Origin of the sequence: Vibrio sp. D431a, assembly GCF_030248655.1 — a bacterium.
Taxonomy (GTDB): Bacteria; Pseudomonadota; Gammaproteobacteria; order Enterobacterales; family Vibrionaceae; genus Vibrio; species Vibrio alginolyticus.
The window spans coordinates 358,950-378,951 of record NZ_JAHGAP010000015.1; the positions used below are offsets into that span (position 1 = coordinate 358,950).

The following is a 20,002-nucleotide window of genomic DNA, read 5'->3' on the forward strand; positions in this document are numbered from 1 at the left end:
ATAAACCATCCAAAAAACATCCATGCAAATTATATGCCGTTATAGAGAGCGTCGTTCGGTACGTTTTTTAGCCGATAATTGCGCTCTAACTCACTTTTTTGCGGATAGCTGTGATCAAAAAGTTAATTTCAAACTCTATATATTATTAAGGTGGCAATCAATATTTGTCACACTGGTGTAAGTTTGCCGCAATACTAAGTGATACAGGTTGAGTATAGAACTTAATCAACAGAAAAGGGAATACGAATAAGTGACTAAATTAAAGGATGTATCTAATAAGGCGCTTCGTTATGGCCTTCTATTTTGTTTCGTATTTCTGCTTGCCGGTTGTGCGAAAAAGTTTTTATACAGCAATATCGATTGGTTCGTGCTCGATTACTTAGAGGACTATGTCTCGTTGCAAGGGGAACAAGAAGTCCTAGTGGAAGAGCGTTTATTATTGTTGGCAGACTGGCACAAGAAAGAGGAGTTACCATTATATATCGAACATTTAAAAGACCTTGAGAGATTAAAAGCGAGCGATATCACCTTAAATTACTTACAAAAAAATCGAGATAGAATGCGATCGCATTACGATAGAGTGGTCAGCAAAGCAGCACCAGATCTTTTTGCGTTAAGTTTGCAATTAACGAAAGAGCAAGAACGCGAGTTTTTGAGTAATGTACAAGAACATTATCAAGAGCGAAACGCAAAATATGCCGATAAGACAGAAGACGAAGTGCGTGAAATTATTCTGGATAACACTGAAGAGTGGATGGAAGAATGGCTGGGGAATCTATCAGGAAATCAGCGTCAGTTAGCTCAAACATTTTCTCAGCAAGTTATTTTAAACAGCCCTTTATGGAGAGATTATCGAGCCACGGTATATCAAGAGCTCGAATACTTGTTCGACAACAAATCTAATGTTGTGACTTATCAAGATATATTTATGCGACTCTTGTTCGAGCCAGAGAGTTATTATAGTGAGCAGCTTTCTCAGAATATTGACTCTAACTTTGCATTGGTTGATCAACTGACATTAGATGTTTCTCGTTCGATGACCGATAAGCAATGGCGTCATTTTCGTGAACAGGTTAAAGAGTGGCGAGTACTGGCTGAGGAACTTTTAGATTAAATTCGTGCTTCAATTAGCGAGGGGAAAGTGCAGAAGCCTTTCTTATCAAAAAATGATTCAAAGCAAATTCTTATTGAACTAAGAGCGTAACATAGCGTGAGGTTTGATGAGGCAACGTCAGCTTATCAATGCATGATAAAGCCTCATCGTACAAAACAATGAGAATAAATATGAAACATTTAGTTGAAAGATTTCTTCGATACGTCACGTTTGATACCCAATCCAATCCATATGTGACGCTTTGCCCAAGTTCACCTGGTCAGCTTGTGTTTGCTGAGTTACTTAAAAAAGAGATGATCGAGCTTGGTTTAAGTGACGTGACTTTGGATAAAAATGGCTACTTGATGGCTAAACTGCCAGCCAATGTTGATTATGAGGTTCCTCCTATCGGCTTCATTGCCCATATGGATACCGCGCCGGATGCATCTGGCAAAAACGTAAAGCCGCAATTCATCGAAGATTACCAGGGTGGCGATATTGCATTAGGGTTGGGGGATGAAGTGTTATCTCCCGTGCAATACCCAGATTTACATCACCTACATGGCCACAATCTTATTACTACCGATGGTACTACATTACTTGGCGCGGATAACAAAGCCGGTATCGCAGAGATTCTTTCCGCGGTAGCTCTGCTACTGGAAAACCCAGACATTCCACACGGCGACATTTGTATCGGCTTTACTCCGGATGAAGAAATCGGTCGTGGTGCAGATTTGTTTGATGTTAAAAAATTTGGCGCGAAATGGGCATACACTATAGATGGTGGCCCGCAAGGTGAATTGGAATACGAAAACTTTAATGCAGCAAACGCTGATGTAATTTTTCATGGTGTTAGCGTTCATCCAGGTACCGCAAAAGGCAAAATGGTCAATGCGATGAACTTAGCTGCGAAATTTCAAGTTCAAATGCCCCAAGATCAAACTCCGGAAACAACCGAAGGTTACGAAGGGTTCTTCCATCTAAAATCGGCAGAAATGGGCGTTGCACGAAGCGAGCTCGGTTACATTATTAGAGACTTTGACCGTCAAAGGCTTGAGGAGCGAAAAGCCTTTATGCAGAAACTCGTCGATGAAATGAACACGGGTTTACGCCATGGTTCTGTAGAACTGAAAATAACAGACAGCTATTACAATATGAGAGAAATGGTTGAGCCTTACCCTCATATCATTGAGCTGGCAAAGCAAGCGATGGAAGCGTGTGATGTGGAACCGATTATAAAACCTATTCGTGGTGGTACAGATGGTGCTCGTTTATCTTTTATGGGTTTGCCGTGCCCGAATATCTTCACCGGTGGTTTTAACTTCCACGGAATTCATGAGTTTATTTCTGTTGAAATGATGGAAAAATCAGTACTCGTTATTGTCAAAATTGCTGAGCTCACAGCGAAAAAACACAGTTAAAAGACTACGTCGAGACCTCTTGCAGATTTAATAACAAAATAGCCCAGATCTCTCTGGGCTATTTAAATATTAAGATGGAATACTAGCGCACGTCTTTGTCTTCAATTTCAATGTCTTCTAGCGGTAACCAGTCGACTTTCACACCCGCTTGGTCGAACATATCTTGACTGACTTGGATTTTATCTCCCCAGCGAGATAAAAAGTCTTCAGACTGCTCAGGGCAGTGTACGTGTGAGATCCCTGTTTGAATGATCTTTGCCGCGCAGTTAGGGCAAGGAAAATGCGTTACCCAAATATCACATCCGTCTAAGTCACGTTTTGAGAACAAAATTGCGTTCTCTTCCGCGTGCAGTGTTTTAAGGTATTTCAACTCGCGCTCATCGGTGTCGACACTGTCAGAAACACCATGCGGATAGCCATTAAATCCAACAGATACAATGCGATTCTGTTTAGTAATAACGGCACCGACTTGTGTTGATGGGTCCTTACTCCAAGACGCCACTAGTTCTGCCATCTGGTAAAAGCGTTTCGCCCATTTAGAAATCATAGTCATCCTCTCTGTCGAAGGCGTTGAATTAATTGAATGATAACCCATTTATATTAAAAAAATAGTCAAAATCGGGGTCTTGAGTATGAAGGCGTCACTTTTTACCTTTTTAGCCACAAAACGTTCTTATCTTGAGCACTGAATCTCACTTTACGCCCGAATACAATACTCCCGTTAGTGTTTCCAAGCACACGCTAAAATTCGCGATCTCCTAAGGCGTATATTAAATAGTTATGATTGAGTTGTATGTATATTGCTCATTGAATACCACTGTTAACTAAATTACTTTATTTTCCTTTTGTTTCTCATGTTTACATTTAGAAACACCTTGGGCGCTTTTCAGTGAAGTTTTCAGTGGCAGCAAGGAGTAAGGTTGATAGGAATTCAACAATATCCTGTTCTATAAAGACGGTAAATACATGCAAAAGAAACCACTTGTCGCACTAATGGCGGCTACAGCAATCCTCGCTGGATGCGGGGAAGCTAATAATGCCCAAACGAAAGGTCAAGCGCCTCTCGTAGTGACTCAGGATGTCACGGTTATCGACTACCAACCGAGCAAGTCTTATATCGGTCGCATTGAAGCAGTAGAAGATACCAATATTACCGCGCAGATTTCTGGCTACTTAAAAGCTCGTCACTTTGAAGAGGGGCAAATGGTAGAAAAAGGGCAGCTCCTTTACTCTATCGAGCCATCTTCTTTTGAAGCCCAAGTCGCGAGTGCTAAAGCCGCACTTGCACAAGCTAAAGCGGCGCTAAAAAAAGCCGAATTAGATCATACTCGAGGTAAAAACTTGTTGCCTCGCGGTAGTATCTCTCAATCTGAGTTTGATGCTTTAACAGCTGCACTTCTTGGTGCGAGAGCAGAGCTAGAAGCGGCAAATGCTCAACTTAAACTTGCTGAAGTTAACCTTTCCTATACTCAAATCCGAGCACCTTTTAGCGGACGTATTAGTGATACCAAAGTGAGTACGGGTGATCTGGTTTCTCCGTCATCTGGCGTGCTGACAACTCTGGTGAGTTTAGATCCAGTTCATACCTCATTTAGTGTGAGTGAGCGTGAGCGTTTAGCTATGGGTATGGATCAAGTAAAAGGTGATGGCTCGGCTGAATCAAACCGCGTTGAAGTTCAGCTTGAACTGGAAAATGGACAGTTTTTTGAGCATCTCGGTAAGCTTGATTTCTTAGGTAATCGTATTGACACCAAAACGGGTACGATTGCTATGCGCGCGCTCGTTCCAAACCCAGATCAGAAGCTACTTCCTGGTCAGCACATCAAAGTGAACTTGAGAGATAAGAATACGAAGGACGTTATTGTTATTCCACGACGTGCCGTTCAAACTGACTTAGAAGGTGACTTTGTGATGGTGATGACTGAGGGAAATGTCGCAGAGCGTCGTAACGTCGAGCTTGGCCCTCAGGTTGAACAAGGCATTATCATTCGAGAAGGGCTCGATCAGGAAGATACGGTTATTACACAAGGCCTACAACGTGTGCGTAATGGTGTAGAAGTGCGCCTTCAAGCACCTGCTGAAGATAAGCAGTAGGGGGCACTATGTTAAGTCGTTTCTTTATTCAGAGACCTAAATTCGCGCTGGTTATTTCGATCATATTAACGCTAGCCGGCGCGATCTCACTGGCGATTTTGCCAGTGGCTGAGTACCCACAGATAAGCCCGCCATCAGTAAGCGTTTCGGCTTACTACACTGGCGCGAGTGCGGAAGTTGTCGAGCAGGCCATTGCTGACCCCATAGAGACCTCAGTCAACGGCGTTGAGGATATGATATACATGTCTTCAAAGAGCGCGAACGATGGCTCTTACAGCCTAAACGTCACGTTCGATGTCGGCACCGATCCAGATATGGCGCAAGTTAACGTGCAAAACCGTGTGTCACAGATTGAGTCAAAACTGCCTCAAGAAGTTCGCATGGTTGGTGTGACGGTGAAAAAGCGTTCACCTGACTTGCTGATGGTGCTTAACTTCTATTCACCTGATGGCAAATACGATGATCAGTTCTTGATTAACTACATTAACTTGAATGTAAAAGATCAGTTGGCTCGTGCGAAAGGTATCAGTGAAGTTAACGTGATTGGTGGTGGCGAATACGCAATGCGTGTTTGGTTAGATCCTGAAAAAATGGCCAACCTTAAGCTAACCACGTCAGACGTATACGCCGCTTTGGCTGAACAGAACGTTCAAGTTGCGGCAGGGCGTGTAGGTGCAGCACCATACAACAATCCGCAAGAAGTTCAGTTTAACCTTGTGACCAAAGGTCGCTTGGAAAGCGTGAGTGAGTTTGAGAACGTAGTCCTTCGAGCTAATCCCAATGGCTCTACGGTTTATCTGAAAGATGTTGCTCGCGTTGAACTAGGCAAAAAGTTCTACGATGGTAACGGTAAGTTCCGTGGCCAGGACGCGTCAATCGTTGCGTTGTCTCTTCAATCGGATGCGAATGCGTTAGAAAGTGGTCAGGCCGTCATGGAGCTCCTTGAAGGCTTGAGTAAAAACTTCCCAGAGGGAATGGAATACGAGACCAGCTACGATACAACCGTGTTCGTATCTGAATCGATCAAAGGGGTAGTAAAAACACTGATTGAAGCGATTCTATTGGTGATTGCTGTAACTTACTTGTTCTTGGGTAGTGCGCGTGCAACGTTGATTCCTGTTGTCGCGATCCCCGTTTCTCTGATTGGTACGTTTGCCATCATGCAGGCAACGGGCTTCACCATTAATACGGTTACTTTGTTTGGCTTGATCCTTGCGATTGGTATCGTGGTGGATGATGCGATTCTGGTTATCGAAAACGTCGATACTACCATGGCGAAAGACCCAACCATTTCACCGCGTAAAGCGACGTTGCTAGCGATGAAAGAAGTAACGGGACCAATCATCACGTCGACCTTGGTTCTACTTGCGGTATTCATACCCGTCGCCATGCTGCCAGGTATCACCGGTATCATGTATCGCCAGTTCGCTTTGACCATCTGTATTTCGGTTGTGATTTCATCCATCAATGCATTGACGCTGTCTCCAGCACTTTGTTCTCTGGTATTGAAGCAGGGTGGGGGCAATACCGCTAACTGGTTCCAGGCTTTCAACCGAGGCTTAGAGCGCATCACTACGCGTTATGGCCAGATCGCTGGTTTCTTGGTGAAGAAGTCTTTACTGCTCGTGACGTTCTTTATAGTTGCTATCGCAGCGGTCACTTTCTTTGCGAAAACTACCTCTACAGCGTTTGTTCCTCAAGAAGATAAAGGCATTTTGCTGGTTAACGTACAGCTACCAGATTCAGCCTCTTTATCACGTACTGAAGAAGTCACCAATGATTTAATGAAAATGATCGGTGAAGAACCTGGTGTGGATGGTGTGACGGTTGCGAACGGTTACTCGTTTATGACAGGCGCAGCAGCATCAAACGGTGCTTCTGTATTTATCAAATTGCATGACTGGGATACTCGTAACTCGCTGCAAGGAGAGCACTCTGCTAATGCTATCGCGGCACGTATTAATGGGCGAGCGGCGACAGAGTTACCTCAAGCGGTTGTTTTTGCGATGGGACCACCGGCGGTTCCTGGTATGGGCGCTGCGTCTGGTTTTGAGTTTGTGCTTGAAGACACGCTAGGTCGAAGTCGTACCGATTTGTCGATGGTCATGGGAGAAATGATTCAAACGGCTAACCAAGCGCCTGAAATTGCCTACACGTTTAGCACGTTCCGCGCGAATGTTCCGCACTACTACGTTGATATCGATCGTGAGAAAGCGCAGCAATTAGGTATTTCGCTGTCGTCTATTTTCCAAACCTTGCAAGGCAACTTAGGTTCGCTTTATGTGAATGACTTCACCATGTTTGGTAAGAACTTCCGCGTAACCATGCAAGCTGATAGCCAGCACCGTAGCAGCATGGAAGATCTAGAGCGTTTCCATGTTCGTTCTTCGAACGGTGATATGGTTCCGTTAAGTACGCTAGTGAGCTACGAGCAAGTGTTTGAGCCTGATGTGGCATGGCGTTACAACATGTACCGCAGTGCTATCATTCAAGGCCAACCAGCTCCGGGTTACTCTAGTGGTGATGCGATTGCCGCAATGGAACGCGTTGCTGCTGAAGTTCTTCCGCAAGGGTATACGTATGAATGGACAGGTATGGCTTATCAGGAAGTGCTTGCGGGCAACCAAGCCATTTATGCGTTTGCGCTGGCTTTGATATTCATTTACTTGTTTATGGTGGCTCAGTATGAGAGTTGGAGTATTCCACTGGCTATTATTTTGGTGGTCCCAGTAGCAACGTTAGGTTCCTTCCTTGCGTTGAATCTAACTGGCACGCCGCTTAACTTGTATGCCCAAATTGGTCTTGTCTTGCTCATAGCCTTGGCGGCGAAAAACGCAATTTTGATTGTGGAGTTCGCCAAGCAAGAGCGTGAAGAAAAAGATGCTGATATCGATAGTGCAGCGGTTAAAGGAGGCACGTTACGTTTCCGCGCTGTGAATATGACATCTTGGTCATTTATCCTGGGTATCTTCCCGCTTATCTTTGCCGCTGGTGCGGGGCACGTGAGTCAAAACTCACTCGGCGTGTCGCTGATTGGTGGTCTATTGTGTGTGCTTCTAGCAGGTACATTCTTGATCCCAGGCTTCTACGCCCTGGTGCAAAGACAGCGTGAGAAAGTTCATGGCGGCAACACCAAGCTGGTTCCTCTTGATGATGAATAATCACATCCGAAGTGCGCAGTAAGCACGAAGTGACAATTGAAAAAAAGCCCGAAGCAATGATTGCCTCGGGCTTTCTATTTTGAAAAAGGGTTATTTTAGCGCAGTTTTGAATTGTGCAACGGCTTCATCCATATCATGAGCTTGAGCAGAGACAGAGTTCACTTCGTGCAAGCATTCCTGAGCGGATTGCATGTTATTCTCAGATATTGCGTTTAGCTCGGTGATTGAACCGCTAACTTGGTTCATAACGATACCTTGTTCTTCAATTGCTGAAGCTATGCGCTCCGAATTAGCTTGAATTGAATGCATGTCAGTGATGATCTGCTGCAGGCTAGAATCCAGTTTTTCAGAAGCATTAAGTGTTTGTTGCCCTTGATCGTTACATTGATCAATATCAGCAACAACTGTAGACATTTGAGTTTGAATATCTGCAACGACCCGCGTGATTTCCTCTGTGGATTGATGAGTTCGGCTAGCTAGGGCGCGTACTTCATCGGCAACAACTGCAAACCCGCGGCCTTGTTCGCCTGCTCGCGCGGCTTCAATTGCTGCGTTGAGAGCTAGTAGGTTGGTTTGCTCTGCAATTTCTTGGATGATGTTCACGGCACCACCAATTTTATCTACATGCTGATTCAGCGAGCCAATCGACTGCTGGCTGTTTGATAAAATCGTGGTTAGTTGACCGATGTTGGTTACCGTCGCCTCAACAACTCCTCGACCTTGTTCGGCATTATTCGCTGCCTGATGTACGCCTTCTACCGCAACTGATGTGCTTTCAGAGATTTCACCTATTGTGGCAACCATTTGCTGAACTGCCGTCGCCATTGATGCAGTGTGGTCAGTTTGAGTGTGGAATTGCTCCATAACGCCTTCTAACTCACGATGCATATTATCGGTACTTGCAGTGAGTTGCGCCGATTTTTCTTGGGTACTGCTAATTAGATGCTCAAGCTTATCCAATAGGTCATTGAGGTGATGACTGATATCAAATAGCTCGTCTTGACCTTTCAAATCAGATCGAAGTCCCATGTTGTTCGTTTCGCTGATACTTCGAATGGTGCCAAGTAAGCTATTCACTCGCGTATTGATTGAACGTGAAATTTGCCAAATCAATGCGAAAATAACGACTAAGATCAGAGCTGTAATGACCTGCTTGATGGTCGACATTTGTTCATCACGTTGTGCGGCAGCAGAGCTAAGGGCTGTGGAAAAGGTTTCAAATTGCTCTTCTACGGCATGAGATAATGCGCGAGTTTCACCGAGTAGGCCTTTGTCATAAGCAACCCCAACAACTTGCTTTTGGGCCGCCAATTGCTTACCTGTTTTGATAAGCTCCGGAGCATATTGCCCATCAAGCAAGTCACTATTGAATAGTCCTGCTTTTACCGCAGAGTCAAAACGGACTAATGCCAATAACTGCTGGTGGTCTGAACGTTGTTTTGCTTCTAATAGTGCTTGTTCGTAACCAGCGAGAAGCCCACTCTTTGAATCAAGCCCGTATCGTTGGTAAGCGCTGACCAGATTCTGAAAGCCCCTTTGGTATGCGAGCAAGTCTTGCTTAAATTGTTGACTGGAAGGTAATTCATTACTCTTGAGTATGTTCGCAAGCTCTTTTTCTGTGTCTATAAACTTGTCAACATTGGCGTCAAACTTATTTAGATATTTGTCATTACTACGTAGTAGGAAATCTTTTTCATTTCTGCGTAAGTTGAGTAAGCGTATTTCTAGATCACCAACGAGTTTGATGGCGTGATTTAGATCATTGCTCTTATTTTCAAAATGGGATGACGTACCCAAAAGGGCCACGATGCCTAAAATGGCGATAACTCCGAGGAAGTAGAGTTTTTGCCTAATAGTCATATTGTTGTTTCCTGAATAAGTAACTAAAAAGAGAAATCCAATGAGATTTCCAAGGGCTAGCAAACGTTGTTCAACTAACATGTCGAGAAAACGACATGCACTAATACAGCACTTTTTTACGTTGCTGTTTTTTCGCTCCGTGCTTGTTTTTTGTATCAAGTCGTCGGCGTTGAGAAGCGCGGGTTGGTTTCGTTTTAATACGCTTCTTCTCCTGTAAAGCGGCAGCTTTTATCAATGCTTGAAGCCGATTTAGGGCGTCTTCCTTATTTTGTTCTTGTGTCCGAAATTGTTGCGCTTTGATGATGATCACGCCATCTTTACTTATACGACTATCAGAAAGTGCAAGTAATCGCTCTTTGTAAAAGTCAGGTAAGCTGGAATTCCGGATATCAAAGCGCAGGTGTATAGCGGACGCTACCTTGTTAACGTTCTGGCCACCATTTCCTTGAGCTCTAATTGGGGATAATTGAATTTCCCACTCTTGAATTGTGACGGAGTTCGAAATTTTGAGCATGATAAGTAAATGCCGGTAAGGACGATTGAAAGAGCTGATAAATTAACATTACAGATGCACAAATAGAAGAAAAGACATGAGCACGATTGATTTTAGACCCTATGAGGGATTCATATTTGATATGGATGGTACTCTAATCGATACCATGCCAGCCCACTTGGCAGCTTGGCAAGCAACTGCTGAGCGTTTTGATTTTCCGTTTTGCCAGGAATGGTTTCACAGTTTGGGAGGGATGCCGAGCTTTAAAATTGTTGAGGAACTAAATCGTGTGCATGAGCTTTTATTAGATCCTAAAACTGTCGCGACATTTAAAATGGAAACATTCGCTGCTATGGAGCTTCATGGTGACGTTATTCCTTGCACGAACATCGTGTTAGAGGAATATTTAGGCCATAAGAAAATTGCAGTCGGTACTGGCAGCCAACGAGAAAGTGCCATGCGCTTATTAAGTCATGCAGGTTTATTAGACAAGTTGGATGTTGTAGTAACCGCAAGTGATGTAGAGAACCATAAACCCTTTCCAGATACCTTTTTGATGGCCGCGGAACAACTCGACTTGGAGGCGTCACAGTGTCTTGTGTTCGAGGATACTGAGTTGGGGAAGCGAGCGGCGCATGCAGCTGGTATGGATTGCGTTATGGTGCAAGATAATGAGTTGATCTTTTTCCCAAAACCATAGTGGCAATATCCCTTAATATGAGATCAAAATGGGGTGCAAATGCACCCCATTAATTTTTACCACATCATCGATCATGAATCATAGATGCTTATTCTGGTTGAACTAGCTCTTGGTATTCAAATGAAGGTACCACAACTTCTACGCGACGGTTTTTCTCACGACCTTCGCGAGTGCTGTTGTCAGCAACTGGGTTTTCTTCACCCATACCTTTAACTGTCAAACGATCTGAACCAATGCCAGCTGCGGTTAGGTAATCAGCAACAGATTGAGCACGACGCTCAGACAGTTTTTGGTTGTATGCCGCAGGGCCTGAGCTATCCGTGTAACCAGTAATCTCTACTTGAGCTTGAGGATATTCGTTCAAGAATGAAACAAAGTTGTCCAGACGTTCAGAAACGGAATCTGTTAACTTAGCACTATCGAATTCAAACGTACCTGTACCGTACTCTTCTTTGTGCACCTTGCTCATCATCACTGGTTCTGGATCTGGCTCAATCACTTCTTCCGTTACAACTGCTGCAACAACTGGAGCTGCTGCAAATTTGTAGTTAACACCGATACCAAAGAAGTTAGCATCCATGTCGTCCCACACGTCGTCAGACATGTCTTGGTAGCGTTGGTATTCAGCGCGAACACTCCAGTTTCTATCGATCGAGTATTCAGCCCCCAAAGAACCTGTTGGGACAAAGTCTGTTTCGTCATCAGACATCATGTAAGCACCACCGATCTTAGCAAACAGATTCCAAGAGTCGTTTAAGTGCCAGTTGAATTTAGGTGCAAGTGTTAAAGCCGTTAGATTGCCGTCAATCGTATTAACCGTGTTAGCCCCTGACATCGAGTTAGCTTTGTAGTCGCCTAAGAAGTCTACGCCGTACTCTAGCCCAATGATATCGGTAAAGTCATAACCGATATGTAGTCCTGCACCGAACGCTTCATCATCACAAGGGCTATTTAGATAGCAAGCGTCGTCAAGTGTAGTCATGCCCACTTTGCCCCCGATGTACATTTCAGCTTGAGCAGAGTTTAAAAGCGCGCTACTACCAGCTACCACTGCTGCTACTGCAATTGCTACTTTGTTCATAATGTTTCCTTGTATTGATTGCATATTAACTTCTACTTCGTTTTATCAAAAAATTAGAAAAAACCAGCGTTTATAAGAAATTAGTTTAATATTCTAATCATTTCATATCAAGCAACAATATATTTGAACTTGATCAACATTTACTACCCAAAAATACCTCACAAACTTCTGATATTTCTTACATTGTAGTAAAGATTTTTTGGTGCATAAGAAAATTGATGATTATTTTGAACTTTTTTTCGTAAACTTTACTTTACATTGTGCGTGGTGGTTAACAGGTGGTTTTTATTTGCATTTATTTGCAAAAACTGATTGCAAGTCTACGCCTAAGCCGATAAGTTACTTAAACGCTAGACAGAAAATGACCACAGCCCTTGATGCTGCTCGCTTTGTGAACAATGTTGCAATGAGTTCAGTTGGTAAAAATGGGGTCGGAAATAAAACCAGGAAGTAGAAGTAATGTTTCAAACTGATGATGTAAGAATAAATAGAGTAAAAGAGTTATTGCCACCTGTTGCAGTATTAGAGAAGTTCCCAGCGACTGAAACCGCTTCTTCGACCACTTTTGATTGCCGTAACGCCATTCACAATATTCTTGAAGGAAAAGACGATCGATTACTCGTGATCGTTGGCCCGTGTTCTATTCACGATCCGGCTGCCGCGGTTGAGTACGGTAAAAAGCTAAAAGTACTACGTGATGAACTGGGCGAGCAGCTTGAGGTTGTTATGCGAGTTTATTTTGAAAAGCCGCGTACAACCGTTGGTTGGAAAGGCCTTATCAATGACCCTTACTTAAATGACACCTATAAGCTAAATGATGGTCTACGTATCGGACGTAAACTTCTTCTTGATCTAACCGATATGGGCTTGCCAACGGCAAGTGAATTCTTAGATATGATCACACCTCAGTACGTGGCGGATTTGATCAGTTGGGGCGCTATCGGTGCTCGTACGACAGAATCTCAGGTTCACCGCGAGCTAGCTTCTGGTCTTTCTTGTCCTGTAGGTTTCAAAAACGGTACAGACGGGAATATTAAAATAGCGAGCGACGCGATTCGTTCTGCAAGCGCTTCCCATCACTTCCTTTCAGTAACAAAATACGGTCATTCCGCGATCGTAGAAACCGCTGGTAATCCAGACTGCCATATTATTCTACGTGGCGGTAAAGAACCAAACTACAGTGCAGCACATGTAGCTCAAATTAAAGATGAGCTGGACACTGCAGGTCTGCCGAAAAAAGTGATGATTGATTTTAGCCATGCTAACAGCTCGAAGCAGTTCAAGCGTCAAATGCTGGTGTCTGATGATGTATCCGAGCAAATCTCTGCTGGCGAAGAAGCCATTTTTGGTGTGATGATCGAGTCTCATTTAGTTGAAGGTCGCCAAGACTTAGTGGATGGCAAAGCAGCCACTTATGGTCAGTCGATTACTGATGCATGTATTGGTTGGGAAGATACGGAAACGGTACTTCGTCAGCTTTCTGATGCAGTAAAAGCGCGCCGCAACAAGTAAGCTCAACAGAAAAACTTTTTAAAAGCGAAAAGTGAATAGTGAAGAGCCAGAGGTACTATGCCTCTGGCTCTTTTTGTTGAGAATTACTCTCATATCTTTCTATTGTTTCTGCTTTCCTATATGTTATCTGTATACGTTGTAACCAAAAGGAATTTGGAATTGAATCGTAATGTATGGCTTCTATCTCTCTGCCAAGCCTTATTAATGACAGGGAATATTTTACTCATATCTGTTATTGCCCTTATTGGCAAAACACTTGCGCCGTCATCAAGTTTTATCACATTACCAGTTGCACTGCAGTTTTTGGGACTGATGGCCGCGACAATTCCCGCGTCGCTAATTATGGGCAAGTTAGGGCGTCGCCTTGGTTTTAGCCTTGGTAATGTCATTGGCATTTTGGGTGCTAGTCTAGCGACGTATGCATTAAGTCAACAAAACTTCTATCTGTTCTGCATGTCTACGTTTTTGCTTGGTGTTGGTATAGGTTTCGGTACTCTATACAGGTTTGCTGCCATTGAAGTGTGTGAAGAGTCGGCAAGGCATAGGGCGATTTCGATATCTATGGCGGGTGGGGTGTTAGCGGCGATCCTTGGACCTAATTTGGCGGTGTACTCACAGCAGTGGTCAGGTGATGGCTTATACATTAGTGCATTTGCTGTGCTTGTCGTGCTTTATATAACCGCGTTGGTTGTGCTACAAACCATTCGTTTTCCACCTGCACACACGCAGGCGCTACACGCTAAGGCGGATAAGCTGAGACTGATTATTCGTCGACCTAATTTCATGCTGGCAGTTATCGCGGCAATGGTTGCGTACGCGGTGATGAACATTTTAATGACAGCAACTCCTTTAGCGATGATTGGTTGTGGCTTTGATTTTGATAAAGCGGCGGGAGTGATCGAATGGCACGTGTTGGGTATGTTTGCACCTGCGTTTGTCACGGGCCGTCTGATAGAGCGGTTTGGCGCTAAGAATATGATTTTAGGGGGTGGATTGCTATTTGTTGCTTGTATTGGAATTAACATACATGGAGTGTCTATCTGGCATTTTAGCCTTGCTTTAATCTTGTTAGGAATAGGGTGGAACTTTATGTTTATCGCAGCCACCGGGCTGTTTAGTCAAAGTTATGAAGCGAAAAACAGAAGTAAGGCTCAAGCGTTTAATGAATTCTTCGTGTTCAGTTGTGTCACCATTACCGCATTACTATCTGGTTGGCTTGAGTCTACCGTAGGTTGGCAGAATCTTAATTTGTATGTTCTTCCATTTGTGTTACTCGTTATCGCGATGTTTGCGTTAAAAACGAATAAAAAGCCAGAATCACAAACCGCTTAATTAAGTCTTAATATATAACCCGGCCGATCGTGTCGGGTTTGTTTATTAGCTCAAATCAACAATCTCTTCTTTATGTTTTTATCGATAATGTGAATTCCCACAATAAAAATGTCGGTTTGATAAGACTTTTTATCTAACTTTTTGTAATAAAAATAAAAATCCTGTATATATCTTGCCGAAAATCAATAAAAACTAAAGAAGTTTCGTCTATGTCAGCCAATATTTCTCATAAAGCTCAAGAAACTCTCGTGAGGGAGTCTGAGGAACTCGTCTCAACAACGAACTTACAAGGTGTTATTACATATTGTAATGAAGCCTTTTGCCGCGTTGCTGAATACACTCACGAAGAACTTGTCGGTCAGAACCACAATATAGTTCGTCATAATGATATGCCTAAAGCCGCTTTCGGTGATATGTGGGCACGCCTTAAACAAGGTAAAGCCTGGCGTGGAATGGTTAAGAATTCCACTAAGTCTGGCGGTTACTATTGGGTTGATGCTTATGTCACCCCTATCTACGAAGACAACCATGTTGTTGGGTATCAATCAGTGCGCGTGAAGCCAAAGCGAGAGTGGGTTGATATTGCGACAAAAGCCTACAAAAGCATGCGTGCTGCAGAGAAGTCTGGCCGAACTTGGTCGTTGAAAATCAATGAAACCATTCGCTATGCGATTCTACTTGGTGCACTAACCGCACCTGCAACCGCATATGCGTTGTCTGTTGAAGGGCCGTTGGCTTGGCTTGCAAGTGCGTTACCTGCAAGTGTTCTGGCTCTGTTATTCCGCCAAGAGTTAATTGATACACCTCAGCAACTTAAAAAGTTACAAAAGCAATATGACAGCGTAAGTCGCTTGATCTATTCCGGTAACACGGCATTTTCGATTGCCGATTTCCATATCAAAATGCTATCCGCAAGAATTCGAACCGTGTTAGGAAGAATGACTGACTCCGCATTGCCTTTGCAGCATTGCGCCGAAGAGCTTAGTCAAACAACGGCAGAAGTCTCGGCTGCATTAAATCAGCAAAATACCGATATTCATCGTGTGCGAGATGCTACCCAAGAGGTGGAGTCGTCGGCAAATTCGGTTTCTTCGAGTACCAATGATGCCCATATGTTGATTGATGATACATTGAAGTCATGCTTGATGGCGAAGGAGACCATCGATCAAACGCACACCAATCTAGCGAAGTTAAGCCTTCAAGCTGAAAAAGCGACGGAAACGACGTATCAACTGAGTGATCAGGCACAGAAGGTGAACCATTTGATGGAAGAGATTGGTGGGATCGCAGAGCAAACCAATTTACTGGCACTCAACGCGGCGATTGAAGCGGCAAGAGCAGGGGAGCAAGGTCGTGGTTTTGCTGTTGTAGCTGATGAGGTCCGCGCGCTTTCTGGGCGTACATCCAATGCAACTGAACAAATCCAAGCTTCTATCTCCACTATGTTGGCAACGATTCAAAGTTGGCAGAAAGATATTCTGGCAAACAAAGAGCAAACCGATGCCTGTTCTCAAGTAGCAGAACAAAGCGCGTTGCGTTTGTCTGAAGTTGAACAGATGATGCAAACCATGAGTGGGCTGATGGTTGATGTAGCAGAAGCGGCGAATAACCAGTTAAAGCTATCTAGTGATGTAAACCAGCACATTCATTCTATCGCTTCGACCGCAGAACAAAACTTGGCAGCAACACATTCAGTTGAGCAAAATAGCCGACAGTTGAAAGACCAAGTACAAGATTTCTATCAGCTCGCACTTCGATTTGAAGACAAATAGTCGTAACGAAAGTTGTGATGTTTATGCCCTGGCTGCGTTTATGCGAATAGGAGCCAGATAAAGAAAGCCCCGCCATTGCTGGTGGGGCTTTTCAGTTTTCACATTCGCAATAGAGAAAACTGACGATCTTTTTACTGCAATTACGCGAGTAGCTCTTTTGCTGTGTTCACTACGTTTTCAGTTGTGAAACCAAACATTTTGAATAGTTCGCCAGCTGGTGCAGATTCACCGAATGAAGTCATACCGATGATGCGACCGTCAAAGCCTACGTACTTGTACCAGAAGTCAGCAATACCTGCTTCAATTGCGATACGTGCTGTTACGTCTGATGGCAGTACAGCTTCACGGTAAGCGGCGTCTTGTTTGTCAAATGCGTCTGTTGATGGCATTGAAACAACGCGTACTTTCTTACCTTCAGCAGTTAGCTGTGCTGCTGCTTCTACTGCTAGTTCAACTTCAGAACCTGTTGCGATAAGGATTAGCTCAGGCTTGCCTTCGCAATCTTTCAGAATGTAAGCACCTTTCGCGATGTCTGCTACTTGTTCTGCTGTGCGCTCTTGTTGCGCAAGGTTTTGACGAGAGAAGATAAGTGCTGTCGGTGCATCTTTACGTTCAATCGCTAGTTTCCAAGCTACAGCGGACTCAACTTGGTCACATGGACGCCATGTGCTCATGTTTGGTGTTAGGCGTAGCGATGCCATTTGCTCAACTGGTTGGTGAGTTGGACCATCTTCGCCAAGACCGATAGAGTCATGCGTGTACACTTGGATGTTCTGAATTTTCATCAGCGCAGCCATACGCATTGCGTTACGTGCGTACTCCATGAACATTAGGAATGTTGCGCCGTAAGGAACGAAACCGCCGTGTAGCGCGATACCGTTCATGATCGCTGTCATACCGAATTCACGTACGCCGTAGTGGATGTAGTTACCAGAGAAGTCGCTTGCTTCTAGAGACTTAGAACCAGACCACATTGTTAGGTTAGAAGGTGCTAGGTCAGCAGAGCCACCCATGAACTCTGGTAGTAGAGCACCAAATGCTTCTAGAGCATTTTGAGACGCTTTACGTGATGCAATGTTTGCTGGGTTAGCTTGAAGATCAGCAATGATTTGGCTTGCTTTCTCTTCCCACTGTGCAGGAAGCTCACCGTTTACGCGGCGTTTAAATTCAGCTGCCAGCTCAGGGTACGCTGCTTCATAAGCTGCAAATTTCTCGTTCCACGCTGCTTCCTTAGCTGCGCCTGTTTCTTTCGCTGACCATTCTGCGTAGACTTCTTGCGGAATTTCAAAAGGACCGTGCTCCCAACCTAGTTCTTTGCGTGTTGCTGCGATTTCTTCTGCACCTAGTGGCGCACCGTGACAATCGTGTGAACCAGATTTGTTTGGTGAACCAAAACCGATGATAGTCTTAGTACAGATAAGTGTAGGACGTGGATCCGCTTTCGCCGCTTCAATTGCTGCGTTGATTGCGTCAGCATCGTGACCATCGACTGCAGGGATTACGTGCCAACCGTAAGCTTCGAAACGCTTAGGTGTGTCGTCAGAGAACCAACCTTCAACGTGACCGTCGATAGAGATGCCGTTGTCATCCCAGAACGCGATCAGCTTGCCTAGACCTAGAGTACCTGCAAGAGAGCATGCCTCGTGCGAAATACCTTCCATCAGACAGCCGTCGCCCATGAACACGTAAGTGAAGTGGTCAACGATGTCGTGGCCTTCTTTGTTGAATTGCGCTGCTAGCGCTTTTTCAGCTAGAGCCATACCAACCGCGTTAGTGATGCCTTGACCTAGCGGACCCGTTGTGGTCTCGATACCTGGCGCGTAACCATACTCTGGGTGACCAGGAGTTTTAGAGTGAAGCTGACGGAAGTTTTTCAGATCGTCGATAGACAACTCGTAACCTGCAAGGTGCAGTAGAGAGTAAATCAGCATTGAGCCGTGGCCGTTAGACAGTACGAAACGGTCGCGGTCTGCCCACTCAGGGTTTGATGGGTTGTGGTTTAGATGAGAGCGCCAAAGAACTTCAGCGATGTCAGCCATACCCATAGGTGCACCTGGGTGACCAGAGTTAGCTTGTTGAACACCATCCATGCTTAGCGCACGGATTGCATTTGCTAGATGTTTACGATCCATAGTGATTACTTCTCGATATTTGATTTAAATAGAGGGAACTCGCCGAAACAAGTTCAAATAGAATTTTTTGAAAATAGTGCTGATGGTAAAAGCGAGTAGACGGGCTACTCGCTTTTGGTAAGCAATTAAAGCTTAGCTTCGATCATCGCTTCTAGTTTGCCTTGGTCAACGGCGAAGTTGCGGATACCTTCAGCCAGCTTCTCAACAGCCATTGGGTCTTGGTTATGTTCCCATAGGAATTCAGCGTGAGTCATTGGTGCTGGACGCTCAGCTGCGCCTTTAGAATCAACTAGTTTCTCAACTACTTCACCTTCAGCTGCTTCTAGTTCTGCAAGTAGAGCAGGAGCGATAGTTAGACGGTCACAACCAGCTAGTTCTAAGATCTCACCGATATTACGGAAGCTTGCGCCCATAACTACAGTTTTGTAGCCGTATTCTTTGTAGTAGTTGTAGATCTTAGTTACAGATAGTACGCCTGGATCTTCTTGAGCTTCGAAGTCACGGCCTTCTTTCGCTTTGTACCAGTCCATGATACGACCAACGAATGGCGAGATTAGGAATACACCCGCTTCTGCACAAGCACGTGCTTGAGCGAACGAGAATAGAAGCGTTAGGTTACAGTTGATGCCTTCTTTTTCTAGGATCTCAGCTGCGCGAATGCCTTCCCAAGTTGAAGCCAGTTTGATAAGGATACGGTCGTTAGTGATGCCAGCATCGTTGTACATTTTCACTAGTTGACGAGCTTTCGCTACGCTGCCTTCCATATCGTAAGATAGACGAGCGTCTACTTCTGTAGAGATACGACCTGGGATAGTTTTTAGGATTTCTTTACCGATGTTTACTGCAAGCATGTCACAAGTGTCTTGAACTTGTTGAGCTTTGTCATTGCTCTGTGCTTTAGCGTATTCGATTGAAGCATCGATTAGAGGTGCGTACTCTGCGATTTGAGCGGCTTTAAGGATAAGAGAAGGGTTAGTTGTTGCGTCTTCTGGCTGATACTTTTTAATTGCATCAATCTCGCCAGTGTCTGCTACTACAGTCGTTAGTTTACGAAGTTGCTCTAACTTGTTGCTCATAATCGATCATCCTATTTAAATGGGCTTAAGCGTGATTTTTGTTATCACAGCTTGTGCATTTGCAAGCGAGTTAGCTAACCGTCTCATCGCATTTAATGAGACATCTGCTCAGCCAACTACGGAAAATTTCGTTACCGAACAAATGCTATGAACATTTGATCGATAGCTGAGTAAATGATGTGTCCATATTTATCCTATCTATGCTGAAAGTCAATCGCTGAAATGGACTTATAGTGAACTTCATCAACGTTTTTTTACTGTGTGTTTAGTGGTTA

General features: G+C 44.3%; 15 protein-coding genes. 9 read left to right on the forward strand and 6 right to left on the reverse strand.

The annotated features are described in order from the left end of the window. Nucleotides 1-250: 250 nt before the first annotated feature. Entirely contained in the window at nt 251-1,114 is an 864-nt protein-coding gene (locus KJB35_RS14675; RefSeq protein ID WP_213907780.1) for a DUF6279 family lipoprotein, read from the forward strand. Between the two features lie 170 nt (nt 1,115-1,284). Next, the gene (gene pepT / locus KJB35_RS14680) at nt 1,285-2,514 is read left to right on the forward strand and encodes a peptidase T (RefSeq protein WP_213907782.1); all 1,230 of its coding nucleotides are present in this window, start codon (nt 1,285-1,287) and stop codon (nt 2,512-2,514) included. Between the two features lie 82 nt (nt 2,515-2,596). Here pepT and KJB35_RS14685 read toward each other — a convergent pair whose 3' ends face one another. Further along, nucleotides 2,597-3,061 (reverse strand): dCMP deaminase family protein, encoded by a 465-nt coding sequence (locus KJB35_RS14685; RefSeq protein WP_005373515.1) that lies wholly within the window; start codon nt 3,059-3,061, stop codon nt 2,597-2,599. A 419-nt stretch (nt 3,062-3,480) separates the two neighbouring features. On the opposite strand from KJB35_RS14685, the gene vmeY reads away from it, so the two are divergent. Both vmeY and vmeZ read left to right on the forward strand, forming a co-directional pair. Beyond that, the gene (vmeY, locus tag KJB35_RS14690) at nt 3,481-4,608 is read left to right on the forward strand and encodes a multidrug efflux RND transporter periplasmic adaptor subunit VmeY (RefSeq protein ID WP_033906378.1); all 1,128 of its coding nucleotides are present in this window, start codon (nt 3,481-3,483) and stop codon (nt 4,606-4,608) included. 8 nt (nt 4,609-4,616) lie between these two features. Continuing rightward, entirely contained in the window at nt 4,617-7,769 is a 3,153-nt protein-coding gene (vmeZ, locus tag KJB35_RS14695) for an efflux RND transporter permease subunit (RefSeq protein ID WP_213907784.1), read from the forward strand. A 90-nt stretch (nt 7,770-7,859) separates the two neighbouring features. Here vmeZ and KJB35_RS14700 read toward each other — a convergent pair whose 3' ends face one another. Both KJB35_RS14700 and arfB read right to left on the reverse strand, forming a co-directional pair. Further along, nucleotides 7,860-9,629 carry a methyl-accepting chemotaxis protein gene (locus KJB35_RS14700; protein ID WP_172563734.1) on the reverse strand — a complete coding sequence of 590 codons (1,770 nt, stop codon included), beginning with the start codon at nt 9,627-9,629 and terminating at the stop codon, nt 7,860-7,862. Between the two features lie 100 nt (nt 9,630-9,729). Next, nucleotides 9,730-10,143 (reverse strand): alternative ribosome rescue aminoacyl-tRNA hydrolase ArfB, encoded by a 414-nt coding sequence (gene arfB, locus KJB35_RS14705; protein ID WP_005389036.1) that lies wholly within the window; start codon nt 10,141-10,143, stop codon nt 9,730-9,732. A 76-nt stretch (nt 10,144-10,219) separates the two neighbouring features. Here arfB and KJB35_RS14710 point away from each other — a divergent pair, with 76 nt between their 5' ends. Continuing rightward, nucleotides 10,220-10,822, forward strand: a complete 603-nt coding sequence (locus KJB35_RS14710) for a beta-phosphoglucomutase family hydrolase (protein ID WP_031778829.1) — start codon at nt 10,220-10,222, stop codon at nt 10,820-10,822. Nucleotides 10,823-10,910: 88 nt separating this feature from the next. Here KJB35_RS14710 and KJB35_RS14715 read toward each other — a convergent pair whose 3' ends face one another. Beyond that, entirely contained in the window at nt 10,911-11,903 is a 993-nt protein-coding gene (locus tag KJB35_RS14715) for an OmpA family protein (RefSeq protein ID WP_017635198.1), read from the reverse strand. 202 nt (nt 11,904-12,105) lie between these two features. Here KJB35_RS14715 and KJB35_RS14720 point away from each other — a divergent pair, with 202 nt between their 5' ends. From KJB35_RS14720 to KJB35_RS14735, 4 genes are all read left to right on the forward strand, one after another. After that, on the forward strand, nt 12,106-12,357 hold the full coding sequence (locus KJB35_RS14720) for a hypothetical protein (protein ID WP_017819898.1): 252 nt from the start codon (nt 12,106-12,108) through the stop codon (nt 12,355-12,357). Nucleotides 12,358-12,362: 5 nt separating this feature from the next. Continuing rightward, nucleotides 12,363-13,415 (forward strand): 3-deoxy-7-phosphoheptulonate synthase AroG, encoded by a 1,053-nt coding sequence (gene aroG / locus KJB35_RS14725; RefSeq protein ID WP_017635200.1) that lies wholly within the window; start codon nt 12,363-12,365, stop codon nt 13,413-13,415. 159 nt (nt 13,416-13,574) lie between these two features. Next, entirely contained in the window at nt 13,575-14,747 is a 1,173-nt protein-coding gene (locus KJB35_RS14730) for an MFS transporter (protein ID WP_171342610.1), read from the forward strand. A 209-nt stretch (nt 14,748-14,956) separates the two neighbouring features. Next, complete coding sequence (locus tag KJB35_RS14735) at nt 14,957-16,519, forward strand: PAS domain-containing methyl-accepting chemotaxis protein (RefSeq protein ID WP_171342609.1); 1,563 nt, start codon at nt 14,957-14,959, stop codon at nt 16,517-16,519. A 140-nt stretch (nt 16,520-16,659) separates the two neighbouring features. On the opposite strand, the gene tkt is transcribed toward KJB35_RS14735, so the two are convergent. Beyond that, a complete protein-coding gene (gene tkt, locus KJB35_RS14740; RefSeq protein ID WP_042522667.1) occupies nt 16,660-18,651 on the reverse strand; it encodes a transketolase in 1,992 nt (663 codons plus the stop codon). A gap of 125 nt (nt 18,652-18,776) precedes the next feature. After that, a complete protein-coding gene (gene tal / locus KJB35_RS14745) occupies nt 18,777-19,727 on the reverse strand; it encodes a transaldolase (protein WP_005373488.1) in 951 nt (316 codons plus the stop codon). Between the last annotated feature and the right edge of the window lie 275 nt (nt 19,728-20,002).